This is a genomic window from Erwinia sp. LJJL01, from assembly GCF_047300805.2.
GTDB classification, from domain to species: Bacteria; Pseudomonadota; Gammaproteobacteria; order Enterobacterales; family Enterobacteriaceae; genus Erwinia; species Erwinia aphidicola.
Map to the genome: position 1 here is coordinate 2,807,825 of NZ_CP178576.1, position 19,834 is coordinate 2,827,658.

The 19,834-nt window shown below is 57.0% G+C and carries 21 protein-coding genes; 6 read left to right on the forward strand and 15 right to left on the reverse strand.

Annotated elements, in window-relative coordinates; genetic code table 11:
• From yacG to coaE, 3 genes are read right to left on the reverse strand one after another with little or no spacing between them, the layout of a single operon-like run.
• Window positions 1–204, reverse strand: a complete 204-nt coding sequence (gene yacG / locus ACLI4M_RS13850) for a DNA gyrase inhibitor YacG (RefSeq protein WP_048914908.1) — start codon at window positions 202–204, stop codon at window positions 1–3.
• A 9-nt stretch (window positions 205–213) separates the two neighbouring features.
• The gene (gene zapD / locus ACLI4M_RS13855; protein WP_133624499.1) at window positions 214–957 is read right to left on the reverse strand and encodes a cell division protein ZapD; all 744 of its coding nucleotides are present in this window, start codon (window positions 955–957) and stop codon (window positions 214–216) included.
• 4 nt (window positions 958–961) lie between these two features.
• Window positions 962–1,573: a dephospho-CoA kinase gene (coaE, locus tag ACLI4M_RS13860; protein WP_133624497.1), complete on the reverse strand. Its 612-nt coding sequence runs from the start codon at window positions 1,571–1,573 to the stop codon at window positions 962–964.
• A 250-nt stretch (window positions 1,574–1,823) separates the two neighbouring features.
• Here coaE and ACLI4M_RS13865 point away from each other — a divergent pair, with 250 nt between their 5' ends.
• On the forward strand, window positions 1,824–2,864 hold the full coding sequence (locus tag ACLI4M_RS13865) for a GMP reductase (protein WP_048914910.1): 1,041 nt from the start codon (window positions 1,824–1,826) through the stop codon (window positions 2,862–2,864).
• A gap of 45 nt (window positions 2,865–2,909) precedes the next feature.
• On the opposite strand, the gene hofC is transcribed toward ACLI4M_RS13865, so the two are convergent.
• The 6 genes from hofC to nadC form a co-directional block, all read right to left on the reverse strand.
• On the reverse strand, window positions 2,910–4,109 hold the full coding sequence (gene hofC, locus ACLI4M_RS13870; RefSeq protein WP_133624495.1) for a protein transport protein HofC: 1,200 nt from the start codon (window positions 4,107–4,109) through the stop codon (window positions 2,910–2,912).
• Window positions 4,102–5,505 (reverse strand): type II secretion system protein GspE, encoded by a 1,404-nt coding sequence (gene gspE / locus ACLI4M_RS13875; protein ID WP_133624494.1) that lies wholly within the window; start codon window positions 5,503–5,505, stop codon window positions 4,102–4,104. The genes hofC and gspE overlap by 8 nt, the downstream gene beginning before the upstream one ends.
• Window positions 5,502–5,942, reverse strand: a complete 441-nt coding sequence (gene ppdD, locus ACLI4M_RS13880) for a prepilin peptidase-dependent pilin (protein ID WP_099754493.1) — start codon at window positions 5,940–5,942, stop codon at window positions 5,502–5,504. The genes gspE and ppdD overlap by 4 nt, the downstream gene beginning before the upstream one ends.
• 197 nt (window positions 5,943–6,139) lie before the next feature.
• On the reverse strand, window positions 6,140–6,505 hold the full coding sequence (locus ACLI4M_RS13885) for a helix-turn-helix domain-containing protein (RefSeq protein WP_048914914.1): 366 nt from the start codon (window positions 6,503–6,505) through the stop codon (window positions 6,140–6,142).
• 44 nt (window positions 6,506–6,549) lie between these two features.
• Window positions 6,550–6,810 (reverse strand): type II toxin-antitoxin system RelE family toxin, encoded by a 261-nt coding sequence (locus ACLI4M_RS13890; protein WP_133624492.1) that lies wholly within the window; start codon window positions 6,808–6,810, stop codon window positions 6,550–6,552.
• Window positions 6,811–7,138: 328 nt separating this feature from the next.
• A complete protein-coding gene (nadC, locus tag ACLI4M_RS13895) occupies window positions 7,139–8,029 on the reverse strand; it encodes a carboxylating nicotinate-nucleotide diphosphorylase (RefSeq protein ID WP_048914916.1) in 891 nt (296 codons plus the stop codon).
• A gap of 92 nt (window positions 8,030–8,121) precedes the next feature.
• Between nadC and ACLI4M_RS13900 the strand changes: the two genes are divergently transcribed.
• Window positions 8,122–8,433, forward strand: coding sequence for a LysR family transcriptional regulator (locus tag ACLI4M_RS13900; RefSeq protein WP_053110399.1), 312 nt, complete (start codon window positions 8,122–8,124; stop codon window positions 8,431–8,433).
• Here the strand turns inward: ACLI4M_RS13900 and ACLI4M_RS13905 are convergent.
• The 3 genes from ACLI4M_RS13905 to ACLI4M_RS13915 all read right to left on the reverse strand — a co-directional run bounded on the left by ACLI4M_RS13905 (window position 8,420) and on the right by ACLI4M_RS13915 (window position 10,297).
• Window positions 8,420–9,082: an anti-sigma factor gene (locus ACLI4M_RS13905; protein ID WP_133624490.1), complete on the reverse strand. Its 663-nt coding sequence runs from the start codon at window positions 9,080–9,082 to the stop codon at window positions 8,420–8,422. The two genes, ACLI4M_RS13900 and ACLI4M_RS13905, sit on opposite strands and share 14 nt — an antisense overlap.
• Window positions 9,079–9,621, reverse strand: coding sequence for a sigma-70 family RNA polymerase sigma factor (locus ACLI4M_RS13910; RefSeq protein WP_133624488.1), 543 nt, complete (start codon window positions 9,619–9,621; stop codon window positions 9,079–9,081). The genes ACLI4M_RS13905 and ACLI4M_RS13910 overlap by 4 nt, the downstream gene beginning before the upstream one ends.
• Window positions 9,622–9,739: 118 nt before the next feature.
• On the reverse strand, window positions 9,740–10,297 hold the full coding sequence (locus ACLI4M_RS13915) for a fasciclin domain-containing protein (protein ID WP_048914919.1): 558 nt from the start codon (window positions 10,295–10,297) through the stop codon (window positions 9,740–9,742).
• A 184-nt stretch (window positions 10,298–10,481) separates the two neighbouring features.
• Between ACLI4M_RS13915 and ampD the strand changes: the two genes are divergently transcribed.
• The gene (ampD, locus tag ACLI4M_RS13920) at window positions 10,482–11,057 is read left to right on the forward strand and encodes a 1,6-anhydro-N-acetylmuramyl-L-alanine amidase AmpD (protein ID WP_048914920.1); all 576 of its coding nucleotides are present in this window, start codon (window positions 10,482–10,484) and stop codon (window positions 11,055–11,057) included.
• Entirely contained in the window at window positions 11,054–11,908 is an 855-nt protein-coding gene (gene ampE / locus ACLI4M_RS13925; RefSeq protein ID WP_133624486.1) for a beta-lactamase regulator AmpE, read from the forward strand. Before ampD ends, ampE begins: the two co-directional genes overlap by 4 nt.
• Here ampE and ACLI4M_RS13930 read toward each other — a convergent pair.
• The 3 genes from ACLI4M_RS13930 to aroP form a co-directional block, all read right to left on the reverse strand.
• A complete protein-coding gene (locus ACLI4M_RS13930; protein ID WP_133624484.1) occupies window positions 11,879–12,853 on the reverse strand; it encodes a glycoside hydrolase family 43 protein in 975 nt (324 codons plus the stop codon). The genes ampE and ACLI4M_RS13930 overlap by 30 nt on opposite strands.
• Window positions 12,837–14,264: a glycoside-pentoside-hexuronide (GPH):cation symporter gene (locus tag ACLI4M_RS13935; protein ID WP_048914923.1), complete on the reverse strand. Its 1,428-nt coding sequence runs from the start codon at window positions 14,262–14,264 to the stop codon at window positions 12,837–12,839. Before ACLI4M_RS13935 ends, ACLI4M_RS13930 begins: the two co-directional genes overlap by 17 nt.
• Before the next feature lie 170 nt (window positions 14,265–14,434).
• Window positions 14,435–15,790 carry an aromatic amino acid transporter AroP gene (gene aroP, locus ACLI4M_RS13940; protein ID WP_048914924.1) on the reverse strand — a complete coding sequence of 452 codons (1,356 nt, stop codon included), beginning with the start codon at window positions 15,788–15,790 and terminating at the stop codon, window positions 14,435–14,437.
• Window positions 15,791–16,262: 472 nt separating this feature from the next.
• Here aroP and pdhR point away from each other — a divergent pair, with 472 nt between their 5' ends.
• Window positions 16,263–17,027 (forward strand): pyruvate dehydrogenase complex transcriptional repressor PdhR, encoded by a 765-nt coding sequence (gene pdhR, locus ACLI4M_RS13945; RefSeq protein WP_048914925.1) that lies wholly within the window; start codon window positions 16,263–16,265, stop codon window positions 17,025–17,027.
• Between the two features lie 139 nt (window positions 17,028–17,166).
• Window positions 17,167–19,830 carry a pyruvate dehydrogenase (acetyl-transferring), homodimeric type gene (gene aceE, locus ACLI4M_RS13950; protein ID WP_048914926.1) on the forward strand — a complete coding sequence of 888 codons (2,664 nt, stop codon included), beginning with the start codon at window positions 17,167–17,169 and terminating at the stop codon, window positions 19,828–19,830.
• The last annotated feature ends 4 nt before the right edge of the window (window positions 19,831–19,834 follow it).

The following is a 19,834-nucleotide window of genomic DNA, read 5'->3' on the forward strand; positions in this document are numbered from 1 at the left end:
CTAGTCGCGATCGAGCAGTTGCTCACTCCAGCTTTCGTTGTCATTCAGACCGTCGCTGCTGGGAATACGCTTCTCTTCAGCGGCCCATTCGCCAAGATCGATCAGCTGGCAGCGCTTGCTACAAAACGGACGCCAGCTGCTAAGTTCATCCCAAATGACCTGCTTGCCGCAGGTCGGGCAGTTCACCATGGTTACATCACTCATACAATTACCTCAACAACAGGCCAGCTCAAAATCGAGACGGGCGGGAACTTCACCCCGTTCGCTATCCAGCGGCAGAAAACGGATGGCATAACGGCTTTTATGACCGGAAACCTGCGGATAAAGAGAGTCGTCCAGCTTTAACTGCAGGCGCAACAGGTCAGCACCCTCGGCGTTATCCTGGAAGAAACCATTCAGGCTGGTGTGGTTGCGGAAAATCCCGGACTGACGGATCAGGTCGAGGATCATCGTCAGTGCATCGCGCATTGGCGCCAGGGAGTTCACCCAGATGGCCACCTGCTGGTCACGTAGCGGTTGTTCAATATGAAGCCAGATATGCAGCGTCGGCAGATCAAAGCTACAGCAGCCACCCGGAATGCTTAAACGCTGACGCACCAGAGCAATTAAACGGTCTTCGCGCAGCTGCTGGCCCATGCGCGGGGCGGCCATCAGCGCCGCACCGCGGGTTTTCAGGTCGGCACGCAGGGCATCAATCGTGGCGGTATCGACGCCGGGAACTTCAGACCATGACTGCAGTTTTTGCTGCTGACGCTCCAGCTCTTTAAGGATTTCGGTGCGCAGTTCACCACGCTCAAACACGTCCAGCAGCTCGGCGGCATTGCGGAAAAATGTCAGCGCGCCCAGGTGATCAACAATGTTCTGGCTGGCGCTAAGTTGCTTGAGTAAAAATTCGATACGCAGCCAGGTACGCATTTTTTCGTTCAGTGGATGTTCAAAAAGAACCGTTGTGCTCATGCTGTTAATCCCGATCGGTTGCTGCTGCCAGCGCCAGATAGCGCTGATGGAGTTCAGCAACGCGCGCGATCGCCGTCTCGGGCGATCCGCTGTTATCAATAATGTCATCCGCCACTGCCAGACGCGCTTCACGCGAGGCCTGAGCAGCAAGAATATTTTCCGCCTGTTCACGGCTGATACCGTCGCGGCGTAGGGTGCGCGCCAGCTGGGTTTCACGGTCTACGTCGACCACCAGCACCCGGTCAGCGAGGTGTTGCAAATGGTTCTCTACCAGCAGCGGAACCACCCACAGGCACCAGGCCGAGCGGGTCAATGCTAACTGCTTACGCGTCTCTGCATGGATAAGAGGATGTAACAGTTTGTTAATCCAGCTTTTATCCTGCGGCGAACTAAAGATTTTCTGCCGCAGCACGCCCCGGTTCAGCGAACCGTCCGGGTGCAGAATCTCATCACCAAAGCGTTGAGAAATGGCCGCCAGTGCCGGCTGCCCAGGCGCTACCACCTGGCGCGCAATCACGTCGGCATCAACAATATCAATGTCCAGTGCGGCAAAAGCGTTAGCAATGGTACTTTTTCCACTGCCGATGCCGCCGGTTAGCGCAACGATATAAGGCATGCTTTCAAGTTCTCGCTGCTTTGTTGACCTGATTTTACACCGCCCAGCTCAATTTTGAGGCGCAGATCACAAAGCAGTTTTACAGGTAAATTTAACGGATTGTAGCGTAAATAAAGCAAATTTCGCAGTCTTGTCGGCGCGTTTTTAGCGCGTATGATAGCGTCACTGGAACAGGCATTCAGCTTTATCCGCGTCGCGTAACCCTGAAGGGAGCGCGCCCGGATCACCGCCATCAACCAGGATAATCGTTATGCGTATCGAAGAAGATATTAAGTTAGGCTTTAAGGATGTTTTAATCCGTCCAAAGCGTTCCACCCTGCAAAGCCGTTCTCAGGTTGAGCTGGAACGTCAGTTCACCTTCAAACACTCCGCTATCAGCTGGTCCGGCGTTCCTGTCATTGCCGCCAATATGGATACGGTGGGCACGTTCAGCATGGCGACTGCGCTGGCTTCCTTCAATATTCTTACTGCCGTCCACAAGCATTACAGCGTTGAGCAGTGGCGTGAGTTTGTCATCCGTAGCACCCCCGAGGTATTGCGCCATGTTATGGTCTCAACCGGGACGTCAGATGCAGACTTTACCAAGCTGCAGCAGATCCTGGCCTTGTCTCCGGCGCTAAATTTTATCTGTATCGACGTGGCAAACGGCTATTCCGAACACTTCGTGCAGTTCCTGCAGCGTGCGCGTGAGGCCTGCCCGGGGAAAACGATCTGCGCCGGGAATGTGGTGACGGGTGAGATGGTGGAGGAGCTGATCCTCTCCGGGGCCGATATTGTTAAGGTGGGCATTGGTCCGGGTTCCGTCTGCACCACGCGGGTGAAAACCGGCGTCGGCTATCCGCAGCTTTCCGCCGTGATTGAGTGCGCCGATGCGGCACACGGCCTGGGTGGGCAGATCGTCAGCGATGGCGGTTGTTCCGTGCCGGGTGATGTGGCGAAGGCCTTTGGCGGCGGCGCTGATTTCGTCATGCTGGGCGGCATGCTCGCCGCCCACGACGAATGCGAAGGCACGCTGGTTGAGGAGAACGGCGAACAGTTTATGCTGTTCTACGGCATGAGCTCCGAATCCGCCATGAAACGCCACGTCGGCGGAGTGGCGCAGTACCGTGCTGCCGAGGGAAAAACCGTTAAGCTGCCGCTGCGTGGGCCGGTTGATCAGACCGCGCGTGACATCCTTGGCGGGCTGCGCTCAGCCTGTACCTATGTAGGCGCAGAGCGTTTAAAAGAGCTGACCAAGCGCACCACGTTTATCCGCGTTAACGAGCAGGAAAACCGCGTCTTTAATCGTTAAAGATTGCTGTTGACCAGGGGGCCGTCGTGCATCCAGCGCGACGGCCTAACCCAGCGCATCACCGAGGCGGAACACCGGCAGATACATGGCAACCACCAGCGTGCCGACAATCGCGCCAATCACCACCATCATTAGCGGCTCCAGCGCGGCTGCCAGCGCATCCGCCAGCTGATGAGTTCGCTGTTCATGCCAGCCCGCCAGCCTTGCCAGCAGCGCATCCAGTGAACCTGACTCTTCCCCCACTTTCACCAGCTGATAGCACAGCGGCGTAAACAGCTGATGCGTCTTTAACGCCTGGTGCAGCGGATTGCCGTTTTCGATATGCCGCTGCAGCGCAGCAATAGCTTCGCGCCACAGTAGCGGGGACAGCGTCTTCTCTACCGCCTGCAAACTTTGCAGCAGCGTCAGCCCGGCGCGCTGGGTGAGCGACAGGGTGGTAAAGATCTGGCTCAGCAGGCTGCCACGATACAGGGCGGCGATCAGCGGCAGCCGCATCAGCAGCCGCTGCTCGCGGCGCTGCCAGCCAGGGGACTTTTTATGCAGCCTGCGCCAGAGCAGAACAACCGCGATAACCAGCGTAATGCCCGGCAAGGCCTGCTGCTGGATGAGCTGCGAAAAGGCGATCACCGCGGCGGTAAACGCCGGCAGTGGGGCATTAAATGTCTGATAAATCGCGACAAACTCCGGCAGAACAAAGACCAGCATACCGATGCTAATCAGTAGCGCCACCGCGAGGATAAACAGCGGATAGCGCAGCGCCTTTTTCACCTTCTGCTGCAGCTGCTGCTGCTGTTCCTGTTGCAACGCCAGCTGCAGGCAGCACTCATCCAGCTCTCCGGTCAGTTCACCGATGTGGATCAGTGCGGCGTACAGCGGCGGAAATACATCAGGCCAGGCCGCCAGCGCGTCTGAAAAAGGGATACCTGATGTAATCCGCTGCTGGAGTTCCAGCAGCAGGGCCTGCCAGCAGGGTTCAGGATGCCCCTCACCCAGCAGCTGCAGGCTGGATGCCAGCGGCATTCCCGCCTTGAGTAAGGTTGCCAGCTGGCGCACCAGCGCGGTTTTTTGCGCCCCCTTCCACTGACGTTGCCCACAGCGCTGGCGCGGGGATATCTTCAGGGGCAGCTGGTGATGCGCGGCAAGGTCGGCCGCAATCTGCCCGGCGCTGGGGGCAAAACTGCAGCCGTGATGCAGGTTGCCGCTATCGTCCATGGCCTGCCAGCGAAAGAGGTAGCGCTTACTCATCACAGCCTCCGGCAACGCGTGTCAGCTCCTCGAGGGTGGTATCGCCCCGATTCACGCAGTGAAGTCCCTCAACAAACAGTGAATTCAGCCCCTGCTCACGCGCGATTTTCTCCAGCTCTTCAGGCATGGCCGAGCTGGCCAGCGCATTTTGCAGCCGTGCAGATATCGGCAGCATTTCGAACAGCGCCAGGCGGCCGTAAAAACCGGAAAAGCAGCGATCGCACCCTACGGCGTGCCAGTTCTGAATGGTTCCCGGCCAGATATGTGATGGCAGGTGAGCGGTAGCCTCGGCGGGCTGACGGCAGTGCGGGCACAGTCTTCGCACCAGACGCTGGGCAATCACCAGTTTCAATGCTGAAGCCAGCAGATAACCGGGTACGCCCATCTGTCCCAGCCTGACCAGCGTTTCGGTAGTTGAGTTAGTGTGCAGCGTCGACAGCACCAGGTGACCAGTCTGCGCCGCTTTCACCGCAATTTCAGCCGTTTCACCATCGCGGATCTCGCCGATCATAATCACGTCGGGATCCTGGCGTAGCAGCGCGCGCAGCACCCGATGGAAATCGAGCCCCGAGCGGGGGTGGATCTGGGTTTGGTTGATCCCCGCCAGCGGGATCTCCACCGGGTCCTCCACGCTGCACAGATTACGCGTGGCGATATTCAGCCAGCTCAGCCCGCTGTAAAGCGTGAACGTTTTGCCACTGCCGGTCGGGCCTGTCACCAGAATCATGCCCTGCGGGCGTGAGAGGGCTTCGCGGTAACGCTTAAGTTGGGGGGCGGGCATCTTGAGATTCTCCAGTGCCACCGACTGGGAATCACTCTGCAGCAGGCGCACCACGGCTTTCTCACCGCCGCGCACCGGCAGCGTCGACAGGCGGAATGAGTGGGTTTGCTGGCCAAGCTGCAGGGAAAACTGCCCATCCTGCGGCACCCGGCGCTCAGCGATATCGAGGCTGGCGAGGATTTTCAGGCGCGCAATCAGCGGGGCGCTGTTCTCCGCCCAGCTGCCCGGCAATTGCTGTAGTACGCCATCGACGCGTAAGCGGACGCGCAGCCCCTTTTCCTGGGGTTCAAGGTGAATATCCGACGCGCGCTTCTGCAAAGCCTGGGTCAGCAGTTCGTTAATCTTCACAACGGCCGCACCGCTGTACTCTTCGGCGCTCTCCTGTGCTGATGCGGTGGCGCTATTTCCCTCGCGCTGAATAAATTGTTCAAGCCTGGCCTGAGGCCAGCACTCCACTTCGATGGCACTTTGTGTGGCAAAGCGCAGTTCTGTCATCATTTCGTGACCCGGAGTAGCGGCCAGTGCAATGTGCAGCCGCTGGGCATTGAATCCGACAATCACCGCCTGATAGCGCTGGCAGATGGCCTCTACCGCGCGCTGCGTCTCTGGGTTCATGGCGCCTGCTCCTCATCAAAGCGGAACACATCCTGACAAGCCTCTTGCAATCCGGAAGACTCGCTTTTACAGCTGCGCTGCCAGTCCATCTGTCCGTTATCGCTGTTCCATTGCGGTGTCAGTTTGACGTCCAGCCCTTTAAGGCTCTCCTTGCCGCTTAGGGCAATCACGCCGGCTTTAACGCTGAGTGCCGACACATAGCGAGAAGTGCGCTCCATCGGCACACCGTTGCTGCCTGCGCTGCAGTTGCCGCTACCGCCGTGCTCGATAGCGCAGAGCTCAACGGCGGTTTTGAACGGCATCGCCGTTTGCAGCATATCGGTCAGCGCGGCTTTTTGCAGATAGCCCTGGTAAGCGGGCAGCCCGATAGCGCTGAGAATGGCAATAATGGCGATAACGATCATCAGTTCGATCAGGGTGAATCCCTGCTGGTTCATGGCAAACCTCCTTGTGGTTAAGAGGTGAGCAACATAATTCGCCACTGCAGGCTGGCGCCAGCAGCGATCCCGAGTTTTCAGAGCGGGGCCGTAAACAATTTTTGTCTGTTACATCAGCGGATTAATGTGGCGGAAGGCGGCTCGCAAAAATAAAACCTGGGCAGAAAAAAGGCCACTGTATGAAGTGGCCTGAATCGTCAGAGGATAAGTTGTTCGGGGCGGCATTGGTAAAGTCTGGCAAGTTTCTCACGGGTTTTCTTATGCGGTTTACTGTCAACGCGCTCCCACTGCGAAACGGCGGACTGGGTGGTACCCAGCTTTTCCGCCACGTCATATTGCGACAGGCCGCGATGAATGCGCCAGGCTGCCTGCAGGCTGACCTCCTGCCCGACCATGATCCCGACAATTTCCTGCGGAACGGTTTCATTATCATGTTCGTCAGCCTCATAGGGCAGGCTGGCCCATTCACTGCTGGCATTGGACAGCAGCTTTTCATACTCGGCCACAGGCAGTACTACAAACTGCGCCGTGCCGTTTTCATCATAAATAACCTGTTTTGGCACTGGGTATCCTCCAGTCTGAGAGCCATGTTCCGTATCTGGTTGCGTTAGCAAGTGTGGGTTGCCCGACGCTTTACTTCCTGAATAACCACAACCACAGGCTCGCCGTTAATCAGTTGAAAAATGACTCTGTAGTTCCCTACTCGCAGCCGGAAAAGAGTGTCATTTCCCTCTATTTTTTTCACGTCCAGCGGCACCACCGGAAAAGCGACCAGCTGTCGACTCTTTTCAGCGATGGCTCTGCGATAGCGGCTGTCAATTTTGCTGAGCTGCTTTAACGCCCGCCTTGTCCACATAACTTCAACCATTGCTCCCCCATTTCCCTGGCATAGCCACACGAGGTTGATTAGATAATAGGTCTAAAATTTGGCTTATACAATGACTTTACTAATTATCTAATCCCTGTGTGGGCTGGTGCTGTGTAACACATTCCGCTGTTAATCTCATTAACCCTCCCTCTGTTGCCAGCGGTAGCCATGATTTTTCAGAGCGGGGCCGTAAACAATTTTTGTCTGTTACATCAGCGGATTAATGTGGCGGAAGGCGGCTCGCAAAAACAAAACCTGGGCAGAAAAAAGGCCAGCACATGTAGCTGGCCTGAGGTACAAACAGGTGAAGAGCAGGGATGATTAGCGCTTAGCGAAAGCGCATCGACAAATCGAGGGCACGCACATGTTTGGTCAATGCACCAACGGAGATATAGTCCACGCCGGTTTCGGCAAAGGTTCGCAGGGTCTCGTCGGTGACATTCCCGGAGACTTCCAGCAGGGCGCGGTTGTCACTCAGCTTGACGGCATCGCGCATCTGCTCGACGGTAAAGTTATCGAGCATCACGATATCTGCGCCAGCCTGCAGCGCTTGCTCAAGCTCTTCCATGGTTTCGACTTCGACCTCTACCGGCACATCAGGGTGCATCCAGAAGGCTTTCTCCACCGCTTTGGTGATCGAACCGCAGGCAATAATGTGGTTCTCTTTGATCAAAAAGGCATCCGACAGGCCGAGACGATGGTTGGCGCCACCGCCGCACAGCACGGCGTACTTCAGCGCGGTACGCAACCCGGGCAGGGTTTTACGCGTATCCAGCAGCTGGGTGCGGGTACCTTCCAGAATAGCCACATAGCGGCTGACTTCAGTCGCTACGCCGGACAACGTCTGCACAAAATTCAGCGCGGTGCGCTCTGCGGTAAGAATAAGCTTCGCCGGACCGATAGCTTCGAACAGCGTCTGGTCGGCAGCGATCTTATCGCCGTCATCCACATGCCAGGTAAGCTGTACTTTGTCACCCAGCTGGATAAACACTTCCTCCACCCAACGTTTACCGCAAAAAATACCGGGTTCACGGGTAATGACAACAGCGTGCGAGGCCGTATCGTCAGAGAGCAGGCTGGCGGTGATGTCCCGGCAGGGGTCCACTTCGCCACCCAGATCTTCACGCAGCGCCTGCGCGACGGCAGGGGGAATATCGTCCTCAATACGGTCCATCAGTTCAGCACGGCGGCTGTCGGGATCGTAACGGCGAGATGTCATGATCAAACTCCGAAAGGTCGGGTAACAGAGGCTGACATGCTAGCGTGTTTAATCCGGCCTTGCCAGCCACCTCAGCGCACGAAAGGCGTGTCATGATGGCGCCGTTGAAACCGATAACCTTCGACCTGGAAGCCGTGCGAACCTTCGTGCGGGCAGTGGAGTTGGGCAGTTTTGTGCAAACAGCAGGCCAGCTGCAGCAATCGGCCTCTGCGGTCAATGCTCAGCTGAAGAGGCTGGAGCGGCAGTGCGGGCTGCCGCTGTTACAGGCGTCCGGCGAACAGCTGACATTAACCGCAGGCGGGGAGGTGATGATTGCCTATGGCCGACGGCTGCTGGCGTTGAACGATGAAGCTGTCAGCACCTTACACTGCGCCTACCCTGAACGGGTGGTTAAAGCTGAATGACCTTGCCGCTAAACAGGACTGGTCCGGTGGGTTGCCCGGTGGGGGAGCCACCGCGAGGCTCCAGGCTGATCGCCAGCGTTGGCAGGCTGGCAAGCTGAACGGGCCTGATGCTCACCTGCTGGCTGGCGGAGGTGGCAATCAGCCCCAGCGACTGCGGTTTTTCACCCGGCGGGATCAGCCAGAGTTGCAGGCTGCGGTCTGGCTGAATGGCTGCAGCATTGATAGCCTGCACTGTCAGCCGGTCTTTGGCCGCATTAAGGCTGACCACCCACGACCCCTGCTGTGCGCTGCCGTTGAGAACAGCCACGGCCTGTGGAGCAGCAGGCGGGGGCGTAAGCTGCGTGTAGATTAGCGCACCGGCAAAAGAGGCCGCCAGCGCCCAGCCCAGCCACGGCCAGCGCACGCTGCGGGCTGGCGTTTTGTCCGCTGGCAGGCTGTGTGCCAGCCGTTGCCAAACCGCTTGCGGAGGCGTAACCGGCTTAACGTTGTGGTCCAGCTCCGCCAGCGCGTGCTGCCAGCGGCCGACTTCGGCCGCCAGTTCAGGCTCCTGCAGCAGGCGGCGGGCGAAACGCTGGCGCGCCGCGCCGCGCAGCGTGCCAAGGGCATATTCTGCGGCCAGGGCTGAGTCGTAATCGCGTCTGCTGTTCATAGGCCCACACACTCTTTCAATTGCGCTAATGCCCGGCGGATCCAGCTTTTTACCGTGCCGTCCGGTTGCTGTAGGTGCTGCGCTATTTCACGGTGCGACAGCCCCTGATAATAAGCCAGACGGATGCTTTGCCGCTGTTCCGGCTGCAGCTGGTCCATACAGTCAGCCAGCCTGCGCGATTCCGAGCGGAACGGCGAATCCTGAGTGGGGTCGTCAGCGTCTGACAACGCTTCCTCTTCCAGTTCGATAACGCGGTTATCCTGCAGGCGTAAATAATCGATTGCGCGGTTGCGCACGATGTTCGTTAACCAGGTTTTAGGGGCGCTGAGCGCCGGATCGAAGCTGGCGGCACGCTGCCAGACGGTGAGAAAGCTGTCGTGCAACACCTCTTCAGCCCAGCCACGTCGACGCAGCATGCGCAGTGCAATGGCGAAAAGGTAAGGGGAATAACGGCGGTAAAGCGCTTCGAAAGCGCGCTTGTCCCCTGCGGCTATTGCCTGCATCAGCACAACCTGGCTATCAATTACGTCGTCCGTCATGAACCATCCTGAAAAAAGGTGCAGAGGGGTTAAAAATCCTGCTGCACCAAGTGTATACCCTTATTTTTAACCTCTGCGGGTATTTTTAATATTTTCCCTGGTGTTACCGGGTAAATCTTTATGGCATCAGGACGGTATCAATCACGTCAATCACGCCATTTTTCTGCTGCACATCATAGGTACTGATATTGGCGACATTGCCTTTGTCATCTTTCAGCTGAATATTGTGCGGGCCGTTCATCATCAGCCACAGCGGTGCGCCGTTTACGGTCTTCAGCTCTGTGCTGCCGTGGCCCTGTTTGATTTTTTTCATCAGCGCCTGCATATCATATTTCCCGGCAACCACATGGTAGGTCAGCACGCTGGTGAGCATGGCTTTATTTTCCGGTTTTAGCAGATTATCAACGGTGCCGGCAGGCAGTTTGGCAAAGGCCGCATTGGTCGGGGCAAAGACGGTGAACGGGCCCGGGCCCTGTAGCGTGTCTGCCAGTCCAGCCGCTTTAACCGCAGCCACCAGCGTGGTGTGATCTTTAGAATTAAGGGCATTCTCAACGATATTATGGGAAGGGTACATAGCAGCCCCGCCTACCATCACGGTATTCTGCGCCATCTCAGCCATTGACGCGGCGCTAAACAGCAGTGATGCACACAGAGCAGAGCGGATGAATGTTTTCATGATGAATTCCTCAGGGTAAGAGAAGGCGTTTTTGCCTCACACTGCTATCTACGGTTGAGGAGATAAATTGGATGCAGAATCAGAAAAATATTTTTCTTCGGCGCTAAACAGCGGGCAGAGAAGTTTGAAAAAGCGAAAAAAAATCATGTTAATCTGAAGGGAATTGAACACAGGAGAGCAGGGTATGCAGTTGCAAGAGGGTTGGATAGCTGGCGTCCGGCGCGTGCCGTCCCCCCATTTTAACCCGCGGCCGGATGATGAAACGCCTTCGCTGCTGGTGGTCCACAATATCAGTCTGCCCCCGGGTGAGTTTGGTGGCCCGTGGATTGACGCGCTGTTTACCGGCCAGCTCGATCCTGAAGCCCATCCCTATTTTGCTGATATCCACCATCTGCGGGTGTCAGCCCACTGCCTGATCCGTCGTGACGGAGAAATTGTGCAGTATGTTCCGTTTCATCTGCGCGCCTGGCACGCGGGCATCTCTCTTTATCAGGGGCGGGAAGCCTGCAACGATTTCTCTATCGGCATTGAGCTGGAGGGGACCGATACGCTGCCCTACACCGATGCCCAGTACGCTGCGCTGCAGGCCATTACCGAACTGCTGGTGCAGCACTATCCCCTGATTGCGCAAAATATTACCGGGCACAGTGATATTGCCCCGCAGCGTAAGACCGACCCTGGCCCGTCCTTCGACTGGCCTCGTTTTCGCGCCGGGCTGGCGCACCTCACCCAGACTACTGTTAATGGGAGTAAGGCATGACGTTATTTAGCCTGTTGCTGGTTCTCGGATGGGAACGCTTGTTTAAAATGGGGGAGCACTGGCAGCTTGACCACCACCTGATGCCGCTGTTCCGCGGTCGTCAGCGTTTTTCGCTAATGCGCACGCTGCTGATGATGCTGCTGGCAATGGCGGTGGTTGCCCTGTGCCTGCTGGCGCTGAACGGGCTATTTTTTGGCGTACCGAAGCTGCTGTTCTGGATTTTAGTCGGGCTGCTGTGCATCGGGGCGGGGTCGGTGCGCCTGCACTATCACGCCTATTTGCAGGCGGCCAGCCATAACGATGCCGACGCGCATAATGCGATGGTGGAGGAGCTGACGCTGATCCACGGCGTGCCGGGCGAATGTAACGAACGCGAATTCCTCTGCGAACTGCAAAATGCGCTGCTGTGGATCAACTACCGCTTCTACCTCGCGCCGCTGTTCTGGTTTGTGGTGGGTGGCCCGTGGGGGCCGGCGCTGCTGGTGGGTTACGCTTTCCTGCGCGCCTGGCAGAGTTGGCTGGCGCGCAGGCAGGATGCGCTGGCGCGTGCGCAGTCGGGCGTGGATGCCATTCTGCACTGGGTGGACTGGATCCCGGTTCGGCTGGTGGGCGTGGCCTATGCGCTGCTGGGTCACGGTGAGCGCGCACTGCCCGCCTGGTTCGCCTCCCTGGGCGACCGTCATACGCCGCAGTATCAGGTGCTGACCCGCCTGGCGCAGTATTCGCTGGCGCGCGATCCGCACCTTGATAAGGTAGAGACCCCGCGCGTGGCGGTGGCACTGGCGAAAAAGGTGTCGCTGGTGCTGGTGGTAGTAGTTGCGTTACTGACTATTTACGGCACGCTGGTGTAACACCGTGTCGGCCGGTGGTGTGCCAAACTGCGGCATGCCATCGGCGCCCCAGCTGAAGGTTTTGATGCGCGTATGGCGGTTAGGGTCATACAGCGGGTCCCCCTCAATTTCCGTGTAATTGCGCGCGTGATAAACCAGCACATCCTCGCCATTTTCCCCCTGTGTAAAGCTGTTATGCCCCGGGCCATACTGACGGTTCTCCCAGCTGGTGGTGAACACCGGTGCGGCGGATTTTTGCCAGTTAGCCGCTTCCAGCGGATCGGCATCCGCGTCAATCCACAGCAGCCCCATGCAGTAGTTCTCATCGGTAGCGCTGGAAGAGTAGCTGACAAACAGCCGCTGGCCATGGCGAATAGCCGCGGGCCCCTCATTGACGCTGAACCCCGCGCACTCCCACTCATACTGCGGGCGGCTGATCATCACCGTCGGGCCGCTGAGCTGCCACGGCGTCGCCAGCTCACTGAGATAGAGGTTGGAGTTGCCGGGGATCGCCGGATCTTTCTGCGCCCACAAATACCAGTGTTTGCCCTGATGTATGAAGTGGGTGGCATCCAGCGCGAAGCTGTCGATGGGGGTAACGACCTGGCCGCGCTCCTGCCAGCTTCCACTCTGGGGATCGGCATCATCGCAGGTAAGGGCAAACATGCGGTGCTGGAACAGGCCGTTTTTAATCTCCTTTGACGGCGCGGCGGCAAAATAGATCACCCACTGCCCGTCAATATGGTGCAGCTCCGGCGCCCAGATCAGTGCGCTCAGCGGGCCGCGATCGGGTTTACGCCACACGACGGTCGCCGGGGCATCTGCCAGTTGGGCCAGCGTCTCAGCACGGCGGATCTCCAGCCGATCATATTCGGGTACGGAGGCAATAAACCAGTAGCTGTCCTGATGGCGCAGGATGAACGGGTCGGCGCGTTGTTCAATTAATGGATTAGGCCAGTGGCTCATCGGCGGCTCCTTTAAGTTTGGTTTTCAGCGGTTTGCTGTGGTGATAGTCATTGAGTTCCTGGTAATTGACCCGGCGCTGTTCCAGCTCCCGCTGGATCTGCTGCATCAGCGTGCGGTCCACCTTCAGCAGGCGCACTACGCCCGCAGTAATCAGATAGCCCACGCCGGGGATCACGGTGAACAGCAGCACAATACCGTTCAGCGCCGCCGGGCTTTGCTGCTTAGCACCCGCGTCGTAGCCGTACCATGACAGCAGGAAACCGACCATCGCTCCGGCAACCGCCAGCCCGACTTTGAGGAAGAACAGGTTGCCGGAGAAGCTAATCCCGGTTATGCGCTTGCCGGTTTTCCACTCGCCGTAGTCATCCACGTCTGCCATCAGCGACCAGTGCAGCGGTGATGGGATCTGATGCAGAATATTCAGCAGGAAGTACATCACCAGCACCAGTACGGTGGCCTGCGGGTTAAGGAAGTAAAAGCCGCTGGAGAAGATCGCCAGCGCGATGTTGGTCCAGAAAAACACCTTCAGTTTGCACCAGCGGTCGGTCAGCACTTTCGCCAGCGTACTGCCGAGCATCATGCCCACTACGCCAAGGCTGATAAACAGCGTGGCGAAGTGGGTCGACTGCTGCATCACCCAGGTGACGTAATACATGGTGGCCGCCATGCGGATAAAGCCAGGGCAGACGTTGCACAGCGTCAGCAGCAGGATGCGCACCCACTGATCGTTTTTCCACACGTCGCGCAGGTCGGCTTTCAGATCGTCATTGCTCGGCACCGCCGGTCGGATACGTTCGCGCACCGTAGCGAAGCAGAACAGGAACATCAGCAGCGCCACCAGGGCCATCACGCCCATCGCCATCTGGTAGCCGCGCGCTTTATCTGCGCCGCCGAACCACTCCGCCAGCGGCAGCAGCGTCAGTGACAGGATCAGGGTGGCAATCCCCACCATGACAAAGCGGTAAGACTGGCAGGAGACGCGTTCCCCCGGGTCATTGGTGATCACTCCACCGAGCGAGCAGTAGGGAATATTGATGGCGGTATAGGTGAGCGACATCAGGAAATAGGTGACAAACGCCCAGATGACTTTGCTCTGGTAGCTCCAGTCCGGGGTGGTGAACATCAGCACGCTAAACAGGACATAGGGCAGGGAGATCCACAGCAGCCACGGGCGAAAGCGCCCCCAGCGGCTCTGAGTACGGTCGGCAATCGCGCCCATAATCGGGTCGGTTACCGCATCCAGCACCCTGACCGACAGCAGTAAAATGCCCACCAGCGCCGGAGCCAGGCCAAAGACATCGGTGTAGAAATAGTTAAGAAAAAGCATAATGGCGCCGCCGATCATATTGCACCCGGCATCGCCCATTCCGTAGCCAATCTTCTCTCTGACAGAGAGTGCTGTGCCCTTCATGGATAATTCTCCCGCTTGTCGTTAGTGCTCGAGAGTATTCACGCTTAACGTACGGCGTGCGCAGGTGTAAAACGTTGCAGAGATGGACAAAACGCCTGGGAGGGGGAAAGTGTGAGGCAGATAACAATTCGGCCAGCGGGTGCTGGCCGAATCAAAAGCGCGAGTAATGTTTACGCGCGCTGTGCGCGGTTCTTCACCCAGTAGCCGACGCCGAGGATAGCCACCCAGACCGGGATCAGCCACACCGAGATCGCCATACCCGGGGTCATGGCCATCAGCACCAGAATACCGGCAAGGAACAGCAGGCAGATCCAGTTGCCCAGTGGGTAAAGCAGCGCCGGGAAGCGGGTTTTTACCCCCTGCTGGTCTTTCTTACGGCGAAACTTCATGTGCGCCAGGCTGATCATCGCCCAGTTAATCACCAGTGCAGAAACCACCAGCGCCATCAGCAGGCCAAAGGCCTCGCCCGGCATCAGATAGTTGAGCAGTACGCACAGGCCGGTGGCTAGCGCAGAGAACAGGATTGAGATCACCGGCACGCCACGGCTGTCGACTTTCAGCAGCGCTTTCGGGGCATTGCCCTGCTGCGCCAGGCCGAACAGCATGCGGCTGTTACAGTAAACGCAGCTGTTGTACACCGACAGGGCAGCGGTGAGGATCACCACATTGAGCGCATTGGCTACCAGCGCATCGCCCAGCTCGTGGAAGATCAGTACAAACGGGCTGGTGTCAGCGGTGACGCGGGTCCAGGGCAGCAGAGAAAGCAGCACCGCCAGCGAGCCGATATAGAAGATCAAAATGCGGTAGATCACCTGATTGGTGGCTTTTGGAATGCTGGTTTCCGGGTTATCAGCTTCTGCTGCCGTAATGCCAACCAGTTCCAGACCGCCGAAGGAGAACATGATAATCGCCATCATCATAATCAGCCCGGTGAAACCGTGCGGCAGGAAGCCACCCTGTTGCCACAGGTTGCGCACCGTGGCTTGCGGACCGGCGGTGTCGCTGAACAGCAGCCATGCGCCGAACAGGATCATGGCGACAACGGCCACCACTTTGACAATCGCGAACCAGAACTCCATCTCACCGAACACTTTGACGTTCGTCAGGTTGATGGCGTTGATAAGGATAAAGAACACTGCAGCCGACATCCACGTCGGGATATCCGGATACCAGAACTGGATGTATTTGCCGACGGCGGTCAGTTCCGCCATCGCCACCAGCACATACAGCACCCAGTAGTTCCAGCCAGAGGCGAAACCGGCGAAATTACCCCAGTATTTATAAGCGAAGTGGCTGAAGCTACCTGCAACAGGTTCTTCCACTACCATTTCGCCCAACTGGCGCATAATCAGGAAGGCGATAAAACCCGCGATAGCGTAGCCGAGAATAACCCCCGGACCCGCAGATTGAATAACCGATGCACTACCCAGAAACAGGCCGGTGCCGACGGCGCCGCCTAATGCAATCAGCTGAATGTGACGGTTTTTTAACCCGCGCTTCAGCGTTTCGCCCTGCTGTTGTTCCATAGAGACCTCGTTCTTATAATTCTTGAAAATGTATTAAAATCTTTACGCTGTGGTGTAAGCGAAAATAGGGCAAAACCTATCCTGGCGAAGAGAATAGTGTTAAGTGCCCCCTAATGCACTCGCTTTTGCTTTCCGTGCGAAAGAATGCCCAAAAAATCAACGTTCGCTCTCACTTTTCACATTCCATTATTTGGCATAAACCGGAGCGAATGACGAATAACATTCTCTTATAGTGCTTTCAGATTTTATCTACTAAGCCGCTGCCGCCTTTCGAAAAAGTGACCAAATTTAACATTTGCCGCGCTGCTTCAGGTGGGGAATACGGGGGCCTGTTGCCTGATGAGGAACGAGACGACGGTCTGCTTTCAGTCGGTTGCCATATGGACATCAGGTGAATACTTTGTTACTTTACGGGCTCCTTTTGGAAATTGGTATTACCAATTTACTTTGGCAAATCGTAGAAGAAGGGATAATGGCATACAGTAAGATCCGCCAACCAAAGCTCTCTGATGCCATCGAGCAACAGCTCGAGTCCCTGATTATGGAAGGGACACTGCGTCCCGGAGAGAAACTGCTGCCCGAGCGTGAGCTGGCCGTGCAGTTTGATGTCTCCCGTCCCTCCCTGCGTGAAGCTATCCAGCGTCTGGAAGCCAAAGGGTTGCTGCTGCGCCGTCAGGGCGGGGGCACCTTCGTCCAGAACAGCCTGTGGAAAAGCCTGAGCGACCCGCTCGTTGAATTACTTGCCGGCCATCCTGAATCCCAGTTCGACCTGCTGGAAACGCGTCACGCGCTGGAAGGGATTGCCGCCTATTACGCCGCACTGCGCGGCACTGACGAAGACCTGGTGCGCATCCGCGACTGCCACGTGCAGATCCAGACCGCCCAGCAGAGCGGCGACCTGGACGCTGAAGCCAATGCGGTGATGCAATATCAGATTGCTGTCACAGAAGCCGCCCATAATGTCGTGCTTTTGCATCTATTACGCAGCATGGGGCCGATGCTGCAACAGAACGTCAGACAGAACTTCGAAATGCTTTACTTGCGCCGTGAAATACTGGCGCAGGTGAGTGAACACCGCGCCAGTATTTTTGAGGCGATTGTGGCACGCGAGCCGGAACAGGCGCGCGAAGCTTCACACCGCCATCTGGCGTTTATCGAGGAAATATTGCTGGACAGGAGTCGGGAGCAAAGTCGTAGAGAGCGCTCCTTGCGACGTTTACAGCAACGTAAGGACTAACGCGTAAAAATAACGCGGCAGATACCGATAAAGGTATAAACGACGGGCCTGTCTCTCTGTGTTTTGCAATGAGTCAGAGGACAGAGAGACAGGCTCCAGACAATTCAACGTAATTAGACACAGATAAGGAATACCCCCCATGTCAGAACGTTTAAACAATGACGTGGATCCGATCGAAACTCGCGACTGGCTAGAAGCGATCGAATCGGTCATCCGTGAAGAAGGTGTTGAGCGCGCACAGTACCTTATCGACCAGGTCCTGAGCGAAGCACGTAAAGGCGGCGTTAAAGTGGCAGCCGGTGCTGGAGCCAATAACTACGTCAACTCTATTGCTGTTGAAGATGAGCCGGAATACCCGGGCAACACCTCTTTAGAGCGCCGTATCCGTTCCGCGATTCGCTGGAACGCCATCATGACCGTGCTGCGTGCTTCCAAGAAAGATCTGGAACTGGGTGGCCATATGTCCTCCTTCCAGTCTTCCGCAACCGTGTATGAAGTGTGCTTTAACCACTTCTTCCGCGCGCGTACCGAAAAAGACGGCGGCGATCTGGTTTACTTCCAGGGCCACATCTCTCCAGGCGTTTACGCACGTGCGTTCCTTGAAGGTCGCCTGACCGAAGAGCAGATGAACAACTTCCGTCAGGAAGTGCATGGTAAAGGCCTCTCCTCTTACCCGCACCCGAAACTGATGCCTGACTTCTGGCAGTTCCCGACCGTTTCCATGGGCCTGGGTCCACTGGGTGCGATCTACCAGGCGAAGTTCCTGAAATATCTGGAACACCGCGGCCTGAAAGATACCTCTCAGCAGACCGTTTACGCCTTCCTCGGTGACGGTGAGATGGATGAGCCGGAATCCAAAGGTGCGATCACCATCGCCACCCGTGAAAAACTGGATAACCTGGTCTTCATCATCAACTGTAACCTGCAGCGCCTGGATGGCCCGGTCACCGGTAACGGCAAGATCATCAACGAACTGGACGGCATCTTCGGTGGCGCCGGCTGGGAAGTGATCAAAGTGATCTGGGGCGATCGTTGGGATGCGCTGCTGCGTAAAGATACCAGCGGTAAACTGGTCCAGCTGATGAACGAAACCGTTGACGGTGACTACCAGACCTTCAAATCGAAAAACGGCGCTTACGTGCGTGAGCACTTCTTCGGTAAATATCCGGAAACCGCAGAGCTGGTGAAAGATATGACCGACGACGAGATCTGGTCACTGAACCGTGGCGGCCACGATCCGAAGAAAGTCTATGCCGCGCTGAAAAAAGCGCAGGATACCAAAGGCAAACCTGTGGTGATCCTGGCTCATACCGTTAAAGGTTACGGTATGGGTGAGACTGCGGAAGGCAAAAACATCGCGCACCAGGTTAAGAAGATGAACCACGAAGGCGTGCGTTACATCCGCGACCGCTTCAACGTGCCAGTCAGCGATGAAGAGATCGAAAACCTGCCTTACGTGACCTTCGCTGAAGGCTCGGAAGAGCACACTTACCTGCACGGCCAGCGTCAGAAGCTGGGTGGCTACCTGCCAACCCGCGAAGCAAAATTCAGCGAGAAGCTGGAAATGCCTGCGCTGGAAGATTTCCGTCAGCTGCTGGATGAGCAGAACAAAGAGATCTCCACCACTATCGCCTTCGTGCGTGCCCTGAACGTGATGCTGAAGAACCCGTCGATCAAAGATCGCCTGGTGCCAATCATCGCCGATGAAGCGCGTACCTTCGGTATGGAAGGTCTGTTCCGTCAGATCGGTATCTACAGCCCGAACGGCCAGCAGTACACCCCGCAGGACCGTGAGCAGGTTGCATACTATAAAGAAGACGAGAAAGGTCAGATCCTGCAGGAAGGCATTAACGAACTGGGTGCAGGCGCATCGTGGCTGGCGGCGGCAACGTCTTACAGCACCAACAACCTGCCAATGATCCCGTTCTACATCTACTACTCCATGTTCGGTTTCCAGCGTATCGGCGACCTGTGCTGGGCAGCAGGTGACCAGCAGGCGCGTGGCTTCCTGGTGGGCGGTACTTCCGGTCGTACCACGCTGAACGGCGAAGGTCTGCAGCACGAAGATGGTCACAGCCACATTCAGTCGCTGACTATCCCGAACTGTATCTCTTACGATCCAGCGTACGCCTATGAAGTCGCGGTCATCATGCATGACGGTCTGGTACGCATGTACGGTGACGCGCAGGAAAACGTCTACTACTACATCACCACGCTGAACGAAAACTACCACATGCCAGCCATGCCGGCCGGTGCCGAAGAGGGTATCCGTAAAGGTATCTACAAACTCGACACCATCGCGGGTAGCAAAGGTAAAGTTCAGCTGCTGGGTTCAGGCTCTATCCTGCGTCACGTGCGTGAAGCGGCTGAGATCCTGGCGAAAGACTACGGTGTGGGTTCTGACGTCTACAGCGTGACCTCCTTCACCGAACTGGCCCGTGACGGTCAGGACTGTGAGCGCTGGAACATGCTGCACCCAACAGAAGAAGCACGCGTACCGTACATCGCTCAGGTGATGAACGATGCACCGGCCGTGGCGTCAACTGACTACATGAAACTGTTCGCCGAGCAGGTGCGCAGCTATGTGCCTGCCAGCGATTACCGCGTGCTGGGTACGGACGGCTTTGGTCGTTCAGACAGCCGTGAGAACCTGCGTCACCACTTCGAAGTGGACGCGTCTTACGTGGTCGTAGCGGCCCTGGGTGAACTGGCTAAACGTGGCGAAATCGACAAGAAAGTGGTGGCAGATGCCATCGCCAAGTTCGAGATCGATGCAGATAAAGTTAACCCGCGTCTGGCATAAGAGG

Bases quoted from the DNA above. Each gene is read 5' to 3' on its own strand.
- yacG (WP_048914908.1), bottom strand. From the start codon at position 204: ATGAGTGATGTAACCATGGTGAACTGCCCGACCTGCGGCAAGCAGGTC.
- zapD (WP_133624499.1), bottom strand. From the start codon at position 957: ATGAGCACAACGGTTCTTTTTGAACATCCACTGAACGAAAAAATGCGT.
- coaE (WP_133624497.1), bottom strand. From the start codon at position 1,573: ATGCCTTATATCGTTGCGCTAACCGGCGGCATCGGCAGTGGAAAAAGT.
- ACLI4M_RS13865 (WP_048914910.1), top strand. From the start codon at position 1,824: ATGCGTATCGAAGAAGATATTAAGTTAGGCTTTAAGGATGTTTTAATC.
- hofC (WP_133624495.1), bottom strand. From the start codon at position 4,109: ATGAGTAAGCGCTACCTCTTTCGCTGGCAGGCCATGGACGATAGCGGC.
- gspE (WP_133624494.1), bottom strand. From the start codon at position 5,505: ATGAACCCAGAGACGCAGCGCGCGGTAGAGGCCATCTGCCAGCGCTAT.
- ppdD (WP_099754493.1), bottom strand. From the start codon at position 5,942: ATGAACCAGCAGGGATTCACCCTGATCGAACTGATGATCGTTATCGCC.
- ACLI4M_RS13890 (WP_133624492.1), bottom strand. From the start codon at position 6,810: ATGGTTGAAGTTATGTGGACAAGGCGGGCGTTAAAGCAGCTCAGCAAA.
- nadC (WP_048914916.1), bottom strand. From the start codon at position 8,029: ATGACATCTCGCCGTTACGATCCCGACAGCCGCCGTGCTGAACTGATG.
- ACLI4M_RS13900 (WP_053110399.1), top strand. From the start codon at position 8,122: ATGATGGCGCCGTTGAAACCGATAACCTTCGACCTGGAAGCCGTGCGA.
- ACLI4M_RS13905 (WP_133624490.1), bottom strand. From the start codon at position 9,082: ATGAACAGCAGACGCGATTACGACTCAGCCCTGGCCGCAGAATATGCC.
- ACLI4M_RS13910 (WP_133624488.1), bottom strand. From the start codon at position 9,621: ATGACGGACGACGTAATTGATAGCCAGGTTGTGCTGATGCAGGCAATA.
- ACLI4M_RS13915 (WP_048914919.1), bottom strand. From the start codon at position 10,297: ATGAAAACATTCATCCGCTCTGCTCTGTGTGCATCACTGCTGTTTAGC.
- ampD (WP_048914920.1), top strand. From the start codon at position 10,482: ATGCAGTTGCAAGAGGGTTGGATAGCTGGCGTCCGGCGCGTGCCGTCC.
- ampE (WP_133624486.1), top strand. From the start codon at position 11,054: ATGACGTTATTTAGCCTGTTGCTGGTTCTCGGATGGGAACGCTTGTTT.
- ACLI4M_RS13930 (WP_133624484.1), bottom strand. From the start codon at position 12,853: ATGAGCCACTGGCCTAATCCATTAATTGAACAACGCGCCGACCCGTTC.
- ACLI4M_RS13935 (WP_048914923.1), bottom strand. From the start codon at position 14,264: ATGAAGGGCACAGCACTCTCTGTCAGAGAGAAGATTGGCTACGGAATG.
- aroP (WP_048914924.1), bottom strand. From the start codon at position 15,790: ATGGAACAACAGCAGGGCGAAACGCTGAAGCGCGGGTTAAAAAACCGT.
- pdhR (WP_048914925.1), top strand. From the start codon at position 16,263: ATGGCATACAGTAAGATCCGCCAACCAAAGCTCTCTGATGCCATCGAG.
- aceE (WP_048914926.1), top strand. From the start codon at position 17,167: ATGTCAGAACGTTTAAACAATGACGTGGATCCGATCGAAACTCGCGAC.